Annotated in this window: 17 protein-coding genes, 2 tRNA genes and 1 pseudogene; 6 read left to right on the forward strand and 14 right to left on the reverse strand. The window is 57.6% G+C overall.

Annotation, left to right across the window (positions count from 1 at the left end; translation table 11 throughout):
• Nucleotides 1-84: 84 nt before the first annotated feature.
• Nucleotides 85-558 (reverse strand): hypothetical protein, encoded by a 474-nt coding sequence (locus tag GKQ23_RS14535; RefSeq protein ID WP_212408628.1) that lies wholly within the window; start codon nt 556-558, stop codon nt 85-87.
• Nucleotides 559-687: 129 nt separating this feature from the next.
• A complete protein-coding gene (locus GKQ23_RS14540) occupies nt 688-1,410 on the reverse strand; it encodes a glutamine amidotransferase (protein WP_056234096.1) in 723 nt (240 codons plus the stop codon).
• A 236-nt stretch (nt 1,411-1,646) separates the two neighbouring features.
• Between GKQ23_RS14540 and GKQ23_RS14545 the strand changes: the two genes are divergently transcribed.
• The gene (locus tag GKQ23_RS14545; RefSeq protein WP_056234099.1) at nt 1,647-2,552 is read left to right on the forward strand and encodes a DMT family transporter; all 906 of its coding nucleotides are present in this window, start codon (nt 1,647-1,649) and stop codon (nt 2,550-2,552) included.
• 16 nt (nt 2,553-2,568) lie between these two features.
• Nucleotides 2,569-3,981 (forward strand): CoA transferase, encoded by a 1,413-nt coding sequence (locus tag GKQ23_RS14550; protein ID WP_212408629.1) that lies wholly within the window; start codon nt 2,569-2,571, stop codon nt 3,979-3,981.
• Nucleotides 3,982-3,992: 11 nt separating this feature from the next.
• On the opposite strand, the gene GKQ23_RS14555 is transcribed toward GKQ23_RS14550, so the two are convergent.
• From GKQ23_RS14555 to GKQ23_RS14570, 4 genes are all read right to left on the reverse strand, one after another.
• Nucleotides 3,993-4,565 (reverse strand): molecular chaperone, encoded by a 573-nt coding sequence (locus GKQ23_RS14555; protein WP_056234103.1) that lies wholly within the window; start codon nt 4,563-4,565, stop codon nt 3,993-3,995.
• A 198-nt stretch (nt 4,566-4,763) separates the two neighbouring features.
• Nucleotides 4,764-5,642 carry an SMP-30/gluconolactonase/LRE family protein gene (locus GKQ23_RS14560; protein WP_212408630.1) on the reverse strand — a complete coding sequence of 293 codons (879 nt, stop codon included), beginning with the start codon at nt 5,640-5,642 and terminating at the stop codon, nt 4,764-4,766.
• Between the two features lies 1 nt (nt 5,643).
• Entirely contained in the window at nt 5,644-6,516 is an 873-nt protein-coding gene (locus GKQ23_RS14565; RefSeq protein ID WP_212408631.1) for an SDR family NAD(P)-dependent oxidoreductase, read from the reverse strand.
• Between the two features lie 103 nt (nt 6,517-6,619).
• Nucleotides 6,620-7,522 (reverse strand): LysR substrate-binding domain-containing protein, encoded by a 903-nt coding sequence (locus GKQ23_RS14570; RefSeq protein WP_212408632.1) that lies wholly within the window; start codon nt 7,520-7,522, stop codon nt 6,620-6,622.
• Nucleotides 7,523-7,688: 166 nt separating this feature from the next.
• On the opposite strand from GKQ23_RS14570, the gene GKQ23_RS14575 reads away from it, so the two are divergent.
• On the forward strand, nt 7,689-8,183 hold the full coding sequence (locus tag GKQ23_RS14575; RefSeq protein ID WP_056234113.1) for a glutathione peroxidase: 495 nt from the start codon (nt 7,689-7,691) through the stop codon (nt 8,181-8,183).
• Nucleotides 8,184-8,420: 237 nt separating this feature from the next.
• Here the strand turns inward: GKQ23_RS14575 and GKQ23_RS14580 are convergent, their stop codons facing one another.
• On the reverse strand, nt 8,421-9,158 hold the full coding sequence (locus GKQ23_RS14580; protein ID WP_212408633.1) for a phosphatase: 738 nt from the start codon (nt 9,156-9,158) through the stop codon (nt 8,421-8,423).
• 41 nt (nt 9,159-9,199) lie between these two features.
• On the reverse strand, nt 9,200-10,138 hold the full coding sequence (gene ghrA, locus GKQ23_RS14585) for a glyoxylate/hydroxypyruvate reductase GhrA (RefSeq protein WP_056234131.1): 939 nt from the start codon (nt 10,136-10,138) through the stop codon (nt 9,200-9,202).
• A gap of 313 nt (nt 10,139-10,451) precedes the next feature.
• Between ghrA and GKQ23_RS14590 the strand changes: the two genes are divergently transcribed.
• Nucleotides 10,452-10,539 (forward strand) — tRNA-Ser (locus GKQ23_RS14590).
• Nucleotides 10,540-10,683: 144 nt separating this feature from the next.
• Here the strand turns inward: GKQ23_RS14590 and GKQ23_RS14595 are convergent.
• The 3 genes and pseudogenes from GKQ23_RS14595 to GKQ23_RS14605 form a co-directional block, all read right to left on the reverse strand.
• Nucleotides 10,684-11,328 (reverse strand): hypothetical protein, encoded by a 645-nt coding sequence (locus GKQ23_RS14595; protein ID WP_212408634.1) that lies wholly within the window; start codon nt 11,326-11,328, stop codon nt 10,684-10,686.
• A gap of 16 nt (nt 11,329-11,344) precedes the next feature.
• Nucleotides 11,345-12,601: pseudogene (locus GKQ23_RS14600) on the reverse strand (IS3 family transposase).
• 98 nt (nt 12,602-12,699) lie between these two features.
• Nucleotides 12,700-12,891 carry a hypothetical protein gene (locus GKQ23_RS14605; RefSeq protein ID WP_212408635.1) on the reverse strand — a complete coding sequence of 64 codons (192 nt, stop codon included), beginning with the start codon at nt 12,889-12,891 and terminating at the stop codon, nt 12,700-12,702.
• Between the two features lie 259 nt (nt 12,892-13,150).
• On the opposite strand from GKQ23_RS14605, the gene GKQ23_RS14610 reads away from it, so the two are divergent.
• Both GKQ23_RS14610 and GKQ23_RS14615 read left to right on the forward strand, forming a co-directional pair.
• A tRNA-Ser gene (locus tag GKQ23_RS14610) sits at nt 13,151-13,238 on the forward strand.
• Nucleotides 13,239-13,391: 153 nt separating this feature from the next.
• Entirely contained in the window at nt 13,392-14,132 is a 741-nt protein-coding gene (locus GKQ23_RS14615; protein WP_101506792.1) for a nitroreductase family protein, read from the forward strand.
• 81 nt (nt 14,133-14,213) lie between these two features.
• Here GKQ23_RS14615 and phoH read toward each other — a convergent pair whose 3' ends face one another.
• The 3 genes from phoH to efeO form a co-directional block, all read right to left on the reverse strand.
• Nucleotides 14,214-15,002: a phosphate starvation-inducible protein PhoH gene (gene phoH, locus GKQ23_RS14620; protein WP_056234139.1), complete on the reverse strand. Its 789-nt coding sequence runs from the start codon at nt 15,000-15,002 to the stop codon at nt 14,214-14,216.
• Nucleotides 15,003-15,529: 527 nt separating this feature from the next.
• Nucleotides 15,530-16,813: an iron uptake transporter deferrochelatase/peroxidase subunit gene (gene efeB / locus GKQ23_RS14625; protein WP_212408636.1), complete on the reverse strand. Its 1,284-nt coding sequence runs from the start codon at nt 16,811-16,813 to the stop codon at nt 15,530-15,532.
• Between the two features lie 6 nt (nt 16,814-16,819).
• On the reverse strand, nt 16,820-17,947 hold the full coding sequence (gene efeO, locus GKQ23_RS14630; RefSeq protein WP_212408637.1) for an iron uptake system protein EfeO: 1,128 nt from the start codon (nt 17,945-17,947) through the stop codon (nt 16,820-16,822).
• Between the last annotated feature and the right edge of the window lie 2 nt (nt 17,948-17,949).

Raw genomic sequence — 17,949 nt, forward strand, 5'->3', positions numbered from 1 at the left:
GTGCCGGTAATTTCTCCTCTTTTGAACGCCTGCCATATCTCTGCATGTCGGGCTGCATTGCGCAATTTCCGCTCGTTGACGGGCTCAGCTTTCCTTCTGGTAACACGTTTGCGTGCGTATGACATATCCTCTCCTGTCTGGGTCTAAGCCAGATTCCAGCGTGGTGCCTTTACCCAGCCTGCGGTTAATAATTCTGGTATAGACTTCAGCGAGCGCTTTTCTTTCGGCGCTGAAGACGTACATTCCTCCACGATATTGCTGGTAATGATCGTCAATGACCTTCTCTATTTTCCTGAGAACCAGCACCGGTGACACGCTTTGTTGAGCCGGTGGCTGAAAGCGCGTATTTTTAGTAATATTTTCAGCCAAATCAAAGGTCACTTCCCAGCAGCCTCTCGCACTGAACTGATAGTATTTTGGGAAGATTACCGATGAATCATACAGATTCCCGGCAGATATGCGTTGCAGCTTAACCTGATACTCGACGCCTTTAGTTTCAAAAAATGCCACTGATAACGTCGAGTATTGGGAAAGGATAAATTGCGTAAACTCAGTCATACAAATCCCCTCTGAATACAGGTTCTGAATTTACCCCTCTTATTTAATTGTTGTCATAAGCAATGTAATTAACAGGAAGACGACATACAAAATAACGTTGTATGCCGTTTGCATTACATTAATTTGCGATCAGGCACGCAGCGCCTGCGGCTGTTCACCGAGCAGAAACTCGCGCATCAACTGCAGCGGCCAGCGGGCTTCCTGCTGGTGCTGCATCAGGCTCACCACTTCGCTGGCGGGCAGGCTGTTCTGCAGGCAGGCGGTCATGATTCTGCCGGTGAACTCCGGGTGGAACTGCACCGACAGCGCATGGGGGGTGTAGCGCAGGATCTGGCAGGGTTCCAGCTCCGATGCGGCCAGCACCTGTGCGCCCGGTGGTGGCGTCAGCACCGACTGGCGGTGCGACAGCCAGGCGGAAAAACTCCCCGGCAGCGCGGCCAGCAGCGGATCCTGGCCGCACGCATCATCGCGGTGCAGCTGCTGCAGACCGCGCTCCCAGCCGTTCGGGTTATCGCCGACTTCGCCACCCAGCGCATAGGCCATCAGCTGATGGCCGTAGCAGACGCCCAGCAGCGGCAGCCGGGCCTGCACCGCTACGCGGATCCACGCGGCGGTACGCTCGCTCCACTCCGCATGATCGGTGACCATCGCCCAGGAGCCGCTCAGTACGGCCGCAGAGATTGTCGCCGGATCGGGCAGCGGTTCGCCGAGATGCGGCTGCACCACCACGTACTCGCCCTCGCGCAGCGCCAGCGCCTCGACGAACCACTGACGCTGTTCGCCCACCTCGCGGCTGACCGGCTGCGGCGGGGTTTCCAGTTGAATAATGGCTAAGGGTAATTTCACGCTCATGGTCGCTGGCTCCTGCCTTGTGAGATTCGAATCATCATTAAATAATCGCATGTCGTTGAAAAGCTGTCTTATAACTTTTACCGATGACCTTATCCTGCTCGCCCTACGGCCGGGGCGGCCACACGGGCGCTGAAGGGGTCAAAAAATGAAATAAAGGTGCCGTTTCGGCTCTCAGCGACGTCATTTCATGCCATGATAAGCACTGTTACGTTTTCTGCGCGTTTAAGGATCCTGCGGTGGCTCTGCGTCATTTTTTTCTGGTTTTGCTGGTGGTTTCAATCTGGGCTTTCAATAACATCGCCATTAAATGGGGGCTGCAGGATCTGCCGCCGCTGCTGATGACGACGCTGCGTTTTATCGTGGTGGCGCTGATTCTGCTGCCCTTTACCCGCGTAACGCGGCACCAGCTGGCTTACCTGCTGCCGCTGGCCTTTACCTTCGGCTTTATGCATTTCTCGCTGCTGTTCGTCAGCCTGAGCCTGACCGATGCCGGCACGGCGGCGGTGATCGTACAGCTGGGCACGCCGATTGCCATGCTACTGGCGATGGTGGTGTTAAAAGAGAAGCTGAAGCTGGTACAGCTGCTGGGCATTGCCGTTTCGCTCTCCGGGGTGGTGGTGCTTTCGGGCAGCCCGACCATCTCCAGCGGGTGGGTGCTGCTGCTTCTGCTGACCAGCGCCTTCGGCTGGGCCGTCAGCAATATGATCGTTAAAAAATCGCCGCCGATCGGCCCGCTGACCCTGACCGGCTGGCTGTCGTTCCTGGCGATCCCGATGGTCGGCGGTGCTTCCTGGCTGACCGAATCCGACCAGCTGACATTACTGCTACACTCAAGCTGGCGCGGCTGGTTTGGCATTCTGTTCAGCGCCATCGGCTCGTCGATTGTCGCCTATTCGCTGTGGTACAGCCTGCTGCGCCACTATAATGTCAACCTGATCATGCCTTATTCACTGCTGACGCCGGTGCTGGCTGTGGTGATGGGCGTGACCATTCTGGGCGACAGCCTGAACGGCTTTAAGGTGGCCGGGGCGCTGCTGGTGATTCTCGGTACCGCGATTGCGGTGCTCAACCTGCGCAACCTGCGCATGCATGCCCGCCTCTCCAGGCTGCGGCTGCCGCGCCGCCGCAACCGTTCTCACTGAATATCAGGAGGGAAGCATGGAGAGTGAGCTGATGACCACGCTGTGGCAGCAGCTGTGGCATGGTTTACGTTACGATACCACCCCACTACCGCCGCTGCAGGTCAGCGGTGACGCGGCGTTAACCGCCGCGTTTCCGGTCAGTGAACTGGCGGCTACCAGCATCGCGCTGGCGGCACAGGCGGCCGCCAGCCTGACCGGCAATCCACAGCCGCCACGTATCGATGGCATACTGGCTTCGCGCTGGTTCCACCAGGCGCTGCGGCCGATCGGCCACGCGCTTCCCTCCCTCTGGGACGCCTTCGCCGGTGATTACGCCACCGCCGACGGCTGGATCCGCCTGCATACCAACGCCCCACACCACCGCGAGGCGATGGAGCAGGTGCTGGGGCGGCACCGCGACCGGCAGCAGCTGGCTGAGACGCTGCAGCGGCATAACGCCATCGCGCTGGAAGAGGAGGTGGTCGCCGCCGGGGGCTGCGCCGCCGCGTTACGCAGCGAAGCGGCGTGGCTGGCCCACCCCCACGGGCACACGGTCGGCCGTGAAGCGCTGATTGAACAGAACCTGCAGCCCGTCGGCCCGCCGCCGCGCTGGCCGCTGCCCCCCGCGCGCCCGCTGCACGGCGTGCGGGTGCTTGACCTGACGCGGATTATTGCCGGACCGGTGGCCAGCCGCTTCCTCGCCGGGCTGGGGGCGGACGTGCTGCGTCTGGATCCGCCGGGCTGGCAGGAGCCGGTACTGGAACAGGAGGTGACGCTGGGCAAGCGCTGCGCGCGGCTTGATTTGAAGTGTGCCGACGGACGTCGCCAGTTTGAGCTGCTGTTAAGCCAGAGCGACGTGCTGATCCACGGCTACCGGGCCGATGCGTTAAGCCGCCTCGGCTATGACGAAGAACGGCTGCAGGAGCTGAGCCCGGGGCTGATTGACGTCAGCCTCAACGCCTGGGGCTGGAGCGGGCCGTGGCGCAACCGGCGCGGCTTTGACAGCCTGGTGCAGATGGCCTGCGGGCTGGCGGACGCCGGACGCCAGCGTTTCGGCGGCGATGCGCCGGTTCCCTTACCGGTACAGGCGCTGGATCACGCCACCGGCTACCTGATGGCGGCGACGGTGCTGGAGGGGATGCGCCAGCGCGTGCTGCATCACAACGGCTTCAGCGCCCGGCTGTCGCTGGCGCGCACCGCCTGCCTGCTGCAGGAGCACCCCTATCCGCCGACCGTGCAGCCCGGCGGCCTGCCGCCGCAAAGCGCCGCCGACGAAGAGCAGGAGCTGGCGCTCACCGGGTGGGGCCTTGCCGCCCGGCTGCGTTCGCCGTTCTGGCTGCCCGGCACGCCGCTGCTATGGTCGCGGAGTCCCTCGCCGTTAGGCTCGGCGCTGCCGCGCTGGCAGAGCCTGCATCTGGCGGGAAGGCACAGCGGGGATTACGGGGGGTAATCCCTGCCCCCTTACTCCGTCTCTTCTTCGCCGCCCTCTTCCTGCTCGGCCAGCTCGTCGCGCATGGTCTGCAGCGCCTCGCGGCTGATTGCGGCCAGGGTGCGGTAAAACGCGGTGCCCGCGTGGGCTTCCACCTTACCGAGGAAGGCACCGCACCACGGCAGCAGATACTCGTCAAACAGCGTGACCTGGGCCAGATACTCATCGGCCTCCGACTGGTCTTCCAGCCAGGAGGCGGCCAGCAGCAGCGCACCGATATGATCGGCCGGCGCATCGCTCAGCGGCATGCCACGGCTGGATAAAAAGGCGCGCACGTCGGCTTCTTTCGGGCCGTTCTCCCACTGCGACGCGTAAGGCGGCACCTTACACTCGCTGCCGACGAACAGCGCGTTATAGTCGCTGGCCAGCAGCTGCGGGTCGCAGTTCTGCTGCAGGCGGGTTAACAGCTCATCCTGCTCCAGCGGCCAGTGCTGCTGCAGCTTGCCTTCACGCAGCAGGGTGAACAGCGGCACCAGCAGCGGGTCCTGCGGCTGGCGGTTGTACAGCGAACCAAGAATGCGGCAAAGGATGGAGAATTCGTTCATAATGGGATTCCGGTTAAATTGAGTGACACTGTCACATCAGGCCGGGCGTTATCAGGGTCAGAGTGACCGACTGAGCACGGCCGACGGCGGTGGATTGCCGCGAAGTATATAACAGCTGTAGGGTGAGGAAGTGACTTTATTCCCTGTGCGCCAGTCATTCTGATTGCCAACACGAAGCGGGCACCTTCTGCTCTACCCTTATTCTTTAAACAGGTATCCAGGATTACCCGCAATTCCGGGATTAATGGCATACAGATCTCCGGCATCAGGGTATTTAACCAGCTCCGCGGCCGTCATTCCAAAACGTGCCGTGGTTATGAATAACGTCTCAAGCCCCTTTCCCCCGAAGCAGCAGCTGGTTGGCCGCGGAACCGGCATTGCCACGTAATCACTCATGCATCCGTTGCGGTCATAGCGTAACAGACATGCCCCATTGAACTGACAGACCCATATACCCCCTTCTTCATCCAGAGCGATACCATCAGGGCGTCCCAGCCTGGCCGGTGTTTTAACAAACAACCTGATATTTTCTGGCATACCCTTCGCGTTATAGGTTGCCTGAAAAATTGAGCACGCAACTGAATCGACAAAATACAGGGTATTCCCATCTTCCGACCATGCAAGCCCGTTAGGCAACGCAATCTCCGGCGTGATTAAACAGGCATTGTCCCTGTTATCGAACTGGTACAGCGCACCGGATTTGCGCTCCGGCCCCTCATGCATGAGTCCGGTAATAAAACGCCCCTGTGGATCGCAAGCCCCGTCGTTAAAACGATAGCCCGCTCCCTCCTGAACGCCTGCATGAATCTGGCTTACGTTACCGGTGCCGATGTCGAGCATGGCAACGCTTGCATCCTCAGTGAAGATTAAATTGCCTTTGTCGGTCAGCGCCAGGGCGCCAGTGCGCGCTGCTGACTTATGAACAGTTGCAAACCGTCCGTCGGGCAACAACGCATTTATCCTTCCGCCAGTGATATCCACAAAATACAGAACACCGCTCTGGTTATTCCAGACCGGGCTTTCGCCGAGCTCAGCGCCGACGCTGGCAATGCGGCGTAAACCGTAATTATCAGGCATTTCAGGACTCTTTTATCTGCTGCCACTGACGGGCAATGTCCGCCACGCTTTCGCATTCGACACGCGTCAGATCGGTGGGATAAACAACGCCAGGGTTCTCACAAAAACGTGTTGCGGTGAACTGACCATTGCTGGCACGCAGGATGTAGCCCGTGTCCTGACACAACGGACTCGCCAGGTAAAGGGCTCCCGGGGCTACCCACTCCGGTTTGAGGTCAAGCGGGGGCTGCGCACTCCCCCACATGCGCGTTCTGGCAACCGGAGAGATGCTGTTAACCAGAATGCCATGCTGTTCGCCTTCCTGGCTCAGGGCATTCATGATACCTATCTGAGCCATCTTGCCCGCAGCGTAAGCCACAAGGCCGGGCTGCGCATAACGCTGAAACATGGCACGATCGGAGGTAGTAAACACGATTCGCGGGGAAGAGGAGTGCTTAAGGTATGCCCAGGCACATTTACTCAACCAGATCGGTGCGCGAAGGTTGATGGCAACGGCTCGCTCAATGAAGTCTTCATCCTGGTCTTCGATAAGCTGGTAGTCCACCCAGCCTGCGTTGTGGATCAGGATGTCAAGTTTACCAAACCCTGTTACCGCCAGCGCTATAAGCTCCCTGCAGCACGCTTCGTTATCCAGGCGTCCGCTGTGTGAAAGCAGTTGCCCGCTGTCGGCGCGCAGGGTGCGAACAGCTTCTGCGATCACATCCTCAGTGGCTCCTTCACCCGACCGGTTGGTGCCAGGGTCGCTGATAACAACCCGCGCACCGTGATCTAACAACAACTGCGCATATGCGCGTCCCAGCCCCTGCCCGGCACCGGTGACGATCGCGACCTTATCCTTTAAAAGCGCATCTGCAGGTTGGTTTTTATGACTCATGCTGAATCTCCGTGAACAAGAATGTCCCAATGATGGGATAGCTCACGCAGTCAGTAAAATATCTTATTTGTAGCTTAATAATATCTGTGTCGTCTCAATCCAGTCAAAGCTGCATGGCCCTGCGTATCTCCTCGATTAATTTGTCCCGGATGAGGGAGTCCGATCGCGCATTCCACCCCATCAGCAGTTCTGTGTGCTGCAGTTCTGCCGGTGCATCGACTTCGAGCGGCCTGAATATCACGTCTTCCCGCGCCTCCTGCGCCAGTGAGGCGGGTAGCAGTGCAACGCCGAAGCCGCTGGCAACAAGCGCCACGAGCGTCTGCAGCTGCCGGGCCTGTTGTGAAATGTGAGGTCTGAATCCTGCGGCTTCGCAGAGCTGCATCATCTGGTCATGAAAACCGTGCCCGAGGTGGCGCGGGGCCGAAACAAAGTGCTCATCTTGAAGTGCTGAGAGTTGAATGGTTCGACAATATGCAAGGCGGTGTGTGGCAGGCAGAGCGATCACAACAGGCTCAAGCAATAGGGAGTCGAAACGCAGGTCAGGCGCACTTCTGCCTGACGGGCGCATAAATCCCAAATCCGCGCGTCCCTGCTCAAGCGCTTCAATCTGCTCCTGGGTCGTTGCCTCCTGCATTGTGAAGGTGACGGCCGGATAGGCAGCACGAAAGTTTCTCAGTGCGCGCAGCAGGGGGACATAACCGGCAATGCTGATAAAGGTCAGGGTGAGGTGGCCTTCAATTCCCTGCGACACGCGACGTGTTTTTTCAACGCCCTCATCAAGAGTACGCAACACCTCTCGCGCGGATTCGAGGAAACTTACTCCCGCAGGCGTAAGCGACACGCTGCGGTTTGTACGCGCAAACAGCGAAACCCCTATCTCCTGCTCCAGCCTGCGAATAGCCTGACTCAGGGGGGGCTGCGCCATATTAAGTCGCTGCGCGGCCCGGTTGAAGTGCAGCTCTTCTGCAACGGCGATAAACTGGAAAAGAAGCCGGGTTTCAATCATGAGATGCCATGGATACCATCAGGATGTTATTGAGATACATATCATATCACTGATGCAGATACCTGCCTTCGATGCCGTATCACCCGATTTTCCAGCCGGGAATGTGACAGCAACGCGCTGCGTGGTAAAGTCGGCATCGAACAGCTTCTGCCCTGAGGATCCCGTTATGAGTCCCTTTTATCAACTTACGGCCACCAGCCTGGCCGGCCAGCCTGTCTCTTTGAGCGACTACGCGGGCAAGGTGGTTCTGGTCGTCAATACCGCCAGCCACTGTGGTTTCACGCCACAATACGCCGGCCTTGAAGCGCTCTACAAGAAATATGCCGCCCAGGGCCTGGTGGTGCTGGGCTTCCCCTGCAACCAGTTTGGTAAGCAGGAGCCGGGCGGCGCTGACGACATTACGCGGACCTGCCATATCAACTACGGCGTGAGCTTCCCGATGTTCGGCAAAACAGAGGTCAACGGACGCGCGGCGCATCCGGTGTTTCGTTATCTGAAAAACGCCCTGCCCGGCGTGCTGGGTGGGCGGATAAAGTGGAACTTCACTAAGTTCCTGATCGGGCGCGACGGCAAACCGCTCAGGCGTTTTGCCCCCTTCACCACCCCGGAGAAGATGGAAGCCGCCATCCTTGCTGCACTTGAAATCCGGGCGTTGCGGTAGTCCGGATCGTGCAACAGTAAAGCAGCGGGTGTAAATTCTTCTCCATTGAACTGACTGACTGGCCCGCGTTATCTGCCTGTATGGCGCGTATCAGTGCGCGCCACGTGGTGCAGGCCGCATTACGGGCAGAAGCCACGCAGTGAGGTGGTGCGGGCTTATCAGGTACAGCGTAGGTTTACTAAACGCAGTGGCAGCGGCCCCCTTTTTCCGGTCGACCGCTGCTGACTCAAAACCTACTCAGAACGCCGCAAACTCCGCAATCTTCTTACCCGTGCGCATTTCCAGGAAGTCCAGCAGCCTGCGCGGCGTGACATTCAGCACCCGATCCTGCGGGAAGTCGACTTCCTGCATAATGCGCAGGCAGTGGTCGAACTGGCCGAGGGTGAAGGCGGTGTGGGAATCGGAGCCCAGCGCGATGCGTCCGCCGGCGTCGCGCACTGCTTCCGCCACTTTGCGGCAGTTTGGTTCGCTGCCCTTGCGTGAGGTGGTGAACGAGGAGTTGTTCAGCTCCAGCGCCACGTCGTACTTCGCCGCCGCTTCCGCTACCGCGCGAATGTCGATCGGGTAGTTCGGGTTGCCGGGGTGGCTGATAATGTGCACCAGCCCGCCGGCCATCGCGGCGATCATCGCTTCGGTGTGGGTGGCCTCGTCCTGCGGCGGGAACACCGGCTCGTGGAAGCCGGCAACGATAATATCGATCGAGCCGAGCATCGGGCCACTGCAGTCGATCTCGCCCTGCAGGTTTTTGATGTTGGCTTCAATCCCGCGCAGCACGCCGATGCCGTCAATCACGCGCGGCCAGACTTTCATATTAACGAAGTGCCAGTAGTGCGGCGCGTCGGCCATATCCGGGCCGTGATCGGTAATCGCCAGCAGCTTAACGCCGCAGGTCTGCGCCTGCAGCACGTAGTCGCGCAGCGTGCTGTAGGCATGGGTGCTGGCAACGGTGTGCATATGTAGATCGACCGGGTACATGTTATCTCCTTTCTGCGGGGCGCTCGCCGCCCCGCCTGCTGTTAGTAGCCGCGGCTCAGATCGACGCGGCCGGACGGCATCTCACCTTGTTCCTGCAACAGAATCGAACGCGTGATGTAGTCGCAAGCTTCCTCTCTTAAGGTTACAGCCGCATTATGCGGCGTGATGGCGATGTCAGGATGGGACCAGAACGCGTGTTCCACCGGCAGCGGCTCGTGGTTAAACACGTCCAGCGCCGCGGCGCTGACTTCACCGGCCTCCAGCGCGGCCAGCAGGTCGGCCTCGACCAGGTGGGCACCGCGCGCCAGGTTAAGCAGGAATGCGCCCGGCAGCAGCTGGCCGAGCAGCGCGCGGTTGATAATGCCGACGGTCTGCGGCGTGTTGGGCAGCAGGTTGATCAGCACCCGGGTGCCGGAGAGAAACTCACCGAGCTGCGCGTCACCGTGGAAGCTGGTCACCCCGTCAATCTGCTTCGGCGAGCGGCTCCAGCAGCGCAGCGGGAAGCCCCACGCCTGCAGGCTCTGCGCCACGCTGGCCCCCAGCACTCCGGCCCCGAGCAGGCCGATGGTAAACTCTTCGCGGCGGTGGTTACGCAGGTGGTGCCACAGCGCTTCGCGCTTCTGCTGCTGGTACTCCGGGAACCGGCGGAACCAGCCAAGCACGTGGTAGACGGCATACTCCTGCATCTGCAGGCTCATACCGGTATCTTCCAGCCGGAACAGCGGCACGCCTTCGCCGAGCATATCGGGATGCTGGCGCAGCTGTTCGAGAATATCATCCACCCCGGCCCCCAGCGCGTAGACGCCGCGCAGGCGGCGGCCTTTTAACATCTCGGGCGGTGGGTTGCGCACCAGCGCATAGTCGGCCGGGCGATCGTCGCCGGGCAGCCACTGGCGCACGCGCGCGCCGGGCAGGCGCTGCTGTAACAGGTCAATCCATTTATCGGCTTTAAAAGAGGGATGGTAAAAAAGGATATCCACGTTTTTTCTCCTGTTTTTTTAACAGGCTCGGTTAAAACGTCGCCGCTGGCAAGGGAAATTTGGGGCAGCGAGCTGCCAGCAATGCGTTATCGCGCTTCGGCCCGGTGGATCGGCAGGACGGGGGCCATCGCCGGTGCGCTGCCGCCCCGGCCGGACAGGGCGAAAACCGGCAGAGCGCCCTTGAGTTGCTGCATTAAGCGTCAGAGTGGGTTAAAACTGACTAAACGATCGAAATAGCGTGGAAAATCAGTTGACCGGCGCAGGCATTTTCCCTACATTAGCGCCCGTTGTCACCGTAAGGCGGCAACACGCTGGTGAGGTGTCCGAGAGGCTGAAGGAGCACGCCTGGAAAGTGTGTATACGGCAACGTATCGAGGGTTCGAACCCCTCTCTCACCACCATATTTAAAGAGAAAGTCTGAGCGAAAGCTCAGACTTTTTTTTTGCTGCAACTTCATGTTGGTGCAGATGCCCTCACCTTGCCGGATATGGCAACCAGGCACAGTAGGCGCTTTGTGGATCCCGACTAAAAAAACAACAAGCGTTTCATTTCCCAGTGCTGGAAGTGACGTTGGCCGATGGGATTGGACTGGTGAACATATTCTGTACCCTGCCCCAAAAACTAGAAATAACACCTGATTTTGTAGCATCATCTGATGTCCAATAGGCGAGAGCATGAAGGGAAAAGATTAAGATAAAAACAGCCACAACACTCTGAAAACCATTGAAAACCCATTTTAACGACTGTTTTAGAAACGATACGTTCGCTAAGGGGTATGCCTGCATTTTGGATAAAATATCTTTCTTTACATCAGATCTTGCTGTCTTAACAGCTTGCTCAATGGCTTTAATGTGAGCGACATCTTTGTTTTTCATGGCAGTTTGATGTTGTTTTTTTAATACCTGAATATCATCAGCATGCTTGCTAATTAATGCTGCATCTAATTCCTCAGTAAGGGCTGCCATTAGCCCCAACCCCTTATCTCTAAACTCCTGTAATTGACTTTTTGTCACAGAAGCATCATGGAATTTTTCTAACGCTTCTGCGACATTTTCTTCGGAATTACCTGCATCACGAAGGTCTTGTGCAAGGTTATCTTTTTCTAATTTGTAGCAGGTATAAGCCAAAAGTCCCAGGTAGTCTTTCTCATCGGTGACCAATTCACGAAAAACCCATTTTTTAAAGGCCACAATTATGTTCTCCTGACTAGTCCTGGTATAAGTTGACACCTTCAGCCAGCGATCAACGCCTGATGAACCTCATCAGGCGTTTTATATTTTAGCGCCAGATGTGGACGCTCCCCGTTGTAGATTGCTACCGACTCCGCCACCATTTTTTTTGCCTCATGCAGATCGGCCGGACGGTGCAGGAGAAATTCCGTTTTCAGTATCCCGTTGACTCTTTCTGCCAGCGCATTCTGATAACAGTCGTAACCATCGGTCATCGAACAGGTTATTCCATATTTTTGATGCATCGCCTGATACTTTTCCGAGCAATACTGGATCCCCCTGTCTGAGTGGTGTATCAGTTTCAGTTGACCGCGCCGGTGTCGTAAGGCACAGCGAAGCGCCTCCATAACCTCTTCAGTTTTAAGGCTTTCATGGACGTGGTAGCCCATGATTTTACGTGAGCAGGCGTCGGTTATCAGACTCAGATAAACCATGTCACCCCGGGTTGGAAGATATGTAATATCTGCAACCCAGGCCTGTTCAGGACGGCTAATTATCACCTGGTCTGGACCCTTTTTTAGCAGATTTGGATGCCTGCGGAACCGATGATGGCTGTTAGTTGTTTTGTGGTATGCACGCTTGCAGGGAACCAGCATTCGGTGTTCAGACAGCAGTGTGAACAGCCTGTCACGCCCCACTGGCGGGGCTATCTGTGCCTGGCTGTGAAGCAGGTAATGAAGTTTCCGTGTGCCTATTCGCGGCTGGCGTAGCCTGACTTTCGCCACGAAACGTATGACCTCAGCCGACTGCCTCCGGCGGGCGATATCCCGTTTGTTTTGCTGGTACCAGGACTGTCTGCTGTGCCCAAAAAACTGACAGACACGGCTGACCGTCAGCTTTTTGGCCGGAGTTTGCGCGAGGACTTCCCGGGCCGCTTTTTTACGATGCTTACCCCGTAATCATTTTTTAAAACGTTCACAACCGCTTCAAAAAACTCAGCTTTCTGGCTGACCAGTTCAAGCTGTTCTTCAAGTTCCTTGATTCTTTGTTGTGGTGTGAGAGGGGTCGGGGGCTGATTCACAGGCAGACTCCTGGTTGAGAGATTGGGCAAAGTTGGACTCCAGTTAAGGCGTCCATGTTTGCGTAACCAGGACAGAACGGTTGAACGTCCCTGGATGCCATAGCGCTGCTGGGCTTGTTTGTAGGTCAGTTCGCCTTTCTCGACCTGCTCAACAACGGCCAGTTTAAAAGACAGAGTGTAATCTCGTTGGGTGCGTTTGAACTCAGTATTCATCACGTTCTCCGGAATTAAGTCGGAAACGTGTCAACGCTATTCAGGACGGGTCATCCATAACATAAAGGCCCCTGAAAGGGGCCCTAAGAAAATAGCACTTACTTATAAACTGTAGCGAATGCTTGTGCAAACATGCGATTTAATTCATCAGCAGAGCGTTTCTCGGCGCGTTGTTTAGCCATCTTTTTTGAAGCAGCACTTATATCAGATACTGCTGTTGATGATCTGGATGCAACGGCAAGGGCTACATCATAGGCTCTGTCTTTAGACGTTTTGTTAGCTTCAGCCATCTAATCCCCCTCACAATTTAATTACACTCCTCACGTTTTTTAGCACAAAAAACAGGCGAAATCAATGTATTCAAACCCTCTCACCGTCTCAAAAAGTAGCAAGTTTTGCGTGAATAAACGGTAAACATCAGTAATGACTGTACTTGCACTGTACACGGCTTAAGCGAATGGAATCAACGTGGGAAATAGTACTTGACCCTTGTAGGTGCTATCCCTATAGTAGCGCTCCGTTAGCCGGTGAGGCTGGCGGAAAAACTGTGGTGAGGTGTCCGAGTGGCTGAAGGAGCACGCCTGGAAAGTGTGTATACGGCAACGTATCGAGGGTTCGAACCCCTCTCTCACCACCATCATTCTGAAGAAAAGTCTGAACTGCGGTTCAGACTTTTTTTTTGCCCTAAAAATGTGATCTGCCGCACAAACTGACCAGCGCACCCCGCTCCGCTTCCCTTATCTTACCCGCCACTTCCTTTGACAATCGCCGCTGGCGACGCGAGAACACTATGAACGAAACCACCCAACTGCTTAAAAGCCACCGCAGCGATCGCAGCTACCTCTCTAAACCGATCGATGACGCGGTGCTGGACGACATTGTCGAATCCGCCTGGCTGGCCCCGACCTCGGTGAACTCCCAGCAGGTCTCCCTGGTGGTGGTGCGCGACCCGGCGACCCGCGCGAAGATCGCTGAACTGGCCGGCGGCCAGGCGTGGATTGCCCAGGCACCGGTGTTTATCACCTTTGTACTGGATATGCATAAAAGCCAGCTGGCGATCGAAGCCGAAGGTAAACAGCAGATTGCCCACCAGAGCCTGGAGAGCCTGATTTCCGGCTCTACCGACGTCGGCATTGCGCTGGCGACGGTAATGGCGGCGGCGCGTTCGCACGGCCTCGGCGTGGTGCCGATCGGCGGCATCCGCCGCGATCCGCAGGCGCTGATTGAACTGCTGGAACTGCCGGAGCTGACCTTCCCGGTGGCGGGCGTGGTGCTCGGCTATATCGATACCCCGGCGCTGCAGAAGCCGCGCATGTCGCTGGCCGGTTTCCGCCATGAAGAGCGCTACGACGCGCAGCATCTGCCGGAGGTGATTAAGGCCTATAACCAGGTGCTGGTGCGTCACTGGCAGGAGAGCGGACGCGCAGATGGCGATAACTGGGGGGTCAATACCGCCAGCTACTATCAGCATATCTACTTCCCGCAGGTGCGCGGCGCGGTGCTGCAGCAGGGCTTTGGCATCGATAAGTAAGCGGCGCCTGGCGCTACGGCATAAAGCAGAAAATAAAAAGCCCGGTGCACGTGCACCGGGCCGGATAGTTCACAATAGGGATTAACTGTAAGCCAGCAGCGTCCGCTGGCACAGTTCCGAACGCACGCAGTCCTGGGTACCGAAGCGGACGATGCCGATCATCTCGTCTTCTTCAAAGCGCGCCAGCGCATCGCTGAGGCCCGATTTGACGTGCGACGGCAGGTCACACTGGGTGATATCGCCGTTGACGATCACCGTGACGTTCTCGCCAAGGCGGGTCAGGAACATTTTCATCTGTGCGGCGGTGACGTTCTGCGCCTCATCAAGGATCACCACGGCATTTTCAAAGGTGCGCCCGCGCATATAGGCGAATGGCGCAATCTCCACCTTGCCGATTTCCGGCCGCAGGCAGTACTGCATAAAGGAAGAGCCAAGACGTTTAACCAGAACGTCGTAAACCGGACGGAAGTACGGGGCAAATTTCTCGGAGATATCGCCAGGCAGGAAACCGAGGTCTTCATCGGCCTGCAGAACGGGACGGGTGACGATAATCCGCTCAACGTCCTTGTGGATCAGGGCTTCGGCCGCTTTGGCGGCGCTGATCCAGGTCTTACCACAGCCGGCTTCACCGGTGGCGAAGATCAGCTGTTTGTGTTCTATGGCGTGGAGATAGTGCGCCTGAGCTTCATTTCTGGCTTCAATCGGCGAATGGTCGCGGGTGTCGCGTGCCATGCCAATCGAGTCCAGCCCGCCCATCTGCACCAGCGAGGTGACCGACTCTTCTTCGCGCTGACGGTGACTGCGTGAATCACTACGAAGCACACGTTTGGCTTCACGACGCGCTTTGATCACTGCTTTCTGTCTTCCCATAGTGGCACCTTACAGTTGGTTTCATTTCCCGCATCAGCAACGGCGATGCGATTACGTGAACGCTTTAGAGGTCTTGGCTTCCTGTTAAGCCGGTTACTGCCATTGATTGACGAGGACGAGGGGCGATTGCCCGTTGCCTGGTGGAAAGCATTGCATCAGATAAAAATCGGAGTGTAAGGAAGTAAAAGAGCGAAGTGAGAGGGAGGCCAGCACAACTACCGGCGTTGTGTTTCAGAGTGTAACCATTATGTCCGTAGAAGGACGTTACCATTCGCGACTCCTGTGTGGGACTTAAACACATTCAGACTACCGCTGTGAATAAAGTGCAACAAAACTGAGTGCGAATGCAACAATAAATTTACCCGGAGAGAATAAAAAACCGCCTGGCAAATAAGCCACGGCGGTTAGTTTTAACACAACACATATAAATCAAAAGGTTAGTTATTTTAACGGCAATATGAACCTTTTAAGACATCGCCGGAAATAGCGCCGGAACCTGCCGGAGTGGCGCAATAATCGCCTATTCATCACGCTTCAAGCAGCGACTGCCCGAGGTAATGCCGGGCGTCCGCCACCCCCGGTAGCACAAAGAAATAGCCGCCGCCAATCGGCCTGATATATTCTTCCAGCGCCTCACCGTTTAATCTCTTTTGCACCGCGAGGAAGCCTTTCTCCAGGTCGTGCTGATAACAGACAAACAGTAATCCCATATCCAGCTGCCCGCTGTTCGACACCCCCAGCGAATAGCTGTAGCCGCGCCGCAGCATCAGGCTGCTTTGCGTTTCCGCCGTGCGCGGGTTGGCCAGCCGGATATGTGCGTCCAGCGGGATCACTTCGCCGTCCGGGTCAGCAACGTAGTCCGGCACGTCGTGTTCTTTTGTCATCCCTAACGGTGCACCGCTGAGCTTTTCGCGGCCAAAGATGGTCTGCTGCTCGCGCAGCGGCGTGCGGTCCCAGAACTCGACGTGGAACTGAATGATGCGCGCCGCCTGATAGCTGCCGCCCACCGCCCAGGCCGGTTCCCCCTGCCCTTCGGTGACCCACAGGATGTTGTTCATCAGCGCGGCGTCCGCCGAATCCGGGTTAGCCGTGCCGTCTTTAAAGCCCAGCAGGTTGATCGGCGTCTCTTTACCCTGGCTGCGCGCGGCGTGATCGGAGATAAACCCCTCGCGCCGCCAGCGCACGCTGAGCAGGTCCGGCGTGTGCTTGATAATATCGCGCAGCGCGTGGATCACCGTGTCGTTGGTATTGGCGCAGATCTGCAACAGCAGGTCGCCGTGGCACAGCGCCGCGTCCAGCGCGTCGTTCGGGAAACGGGTCATGCGCTGCAGTTTCAGCGGCTGCTGCCCCTGCAGGCCAAAGCGTTCATCAAACAGCGACGAGCCGACCGACAGGGTAATGGTCAGGTTATCCGGGAAGATATCCTCGCCCAGAATGCCGGAGTCCAGCGGCGGCAGCTGCGGATTGGTCACCGCCGGCGCTTTACCGCCGGTGGTCAGAAAGGCAATGCGCCGGGTCAGCAGCGCCAGCAGGCGCTGCAGGTCGGCTTTGTCGCTGGCCAGCACGTCAAACGCCACCAGCATCATCGCCGCCTGCTGCGGCGTGACGATGCCGGCCTGGTGCGGGCCGTAAAACGGCTGCCGCTGCTGACGCGCCGCCGGCGATAACGCGCCCGGTGAAAACGAATTTTCAGCCGGTGCGGCATGGACCGGGCAGCCGCCGGCCGCGGCGAGGGCACCGCCAAGGATGCCCATGCCCTTCAGTAAACGACGACGCGTGGCCGAAGCTGGCGCGTCCAGTGGTTTTGCCATAATCGGTTAGTCCAGGCCCAGGGTGCCACGCAGCAGCGCCAGATCCTCAGCCAGGCTGGTAACAGGACCTTTTAAGGCGGTGCGGTCGGCATCGGTCAGTTTTTCGTAAGATTCAAAGCCGTCTTTGGTGCGGTATTTAGCCAGAATGGTATCCACCTTCTTAAAGTTACCGTCCACTTTTGCCAGCAGTTCCGGGTTGGCTTTCAGCAGTAGCGGGCGCAGCAGATCGACGATCTTCTTCGCACCGTCAACGTTGGCCTGGAAGTCCCACAGGTCGGTACGGCTGTAGCGATCTTCTTCACCGGAGATTTTGCTGGAAGCGACCTCCTCAATCAGACCTGCTGCGCCACCCACCACTTTGCCCGGCGCGAAGGCCAGCTCGCTGATGCGGGTCTGCAGATCGAGGGTATCTTTGTACAGCTGGTCTGCGAACGTATCCGCACCTTTTGTGGTGTTATCACCAAACAGGATTTTTTCCAGACGGTGGAAGCCGGTGAACTTCGGATCTTCTGCTTTCTTCTCGAAGTCATCCTCACGGGCGTCGATGCTGCCGTCGAGGTCAGAGAACAGCTCGGCAATCGGCTCAATGCGCTCGTAGTGCTGGCGGGCTGGCGCGTACAGCGACTTTGCCTTCTCCAGATCGCCGGCTTTTACCGCGTCGGTAAAGGCTTTGGTGCCGGCTACCAGCTGAACCACTTCCCCGGTAACGTAGGCTTTGTATTCCGCGATCGGGCCGGCCAGCTGCAGCACGTCCTGCTTGCCGTTGCTGACTTTGGCTCCGGTGTCTTTGACGATCAGCCTGCCTTTCGGGTTGCTTAACAGGCCGCAGGTCATCTCATATTCGCCGGGCTGCAGGTTGGCGGTCAGCTTCTGGGTAAAGCCGGGCGCGATGTTCTCGCGCTCTTCCACCACCAGCACCCCTTTCAGGATCTCCCACTCCAGCCCTTTCGGGCTGTTGTTTTTGATGATGAACTGCGTTTTACCGGCGTTAACGGTCAGCGACATCGGCTCACACTGCTTGTCGGTCACGCTGACGTTAACCTGCGGAACCGTCGCGGCCAGCGCAGCACCGGAAGAGGTCAGCGCGGCCAGCAGTGCGGCATTCAGAGCCTGACGGCGGAAAGTTTGAGTCATGA

Origin of the sequence: Erwinia sp. E602 (assembly GCF_018141005.1) — a bacterium.
Lineage (GTDB): Bacteria > Pseudomonadota > Gammaproteobacteria > Enterobacterales > Enterobacteriaceae > Erwinia.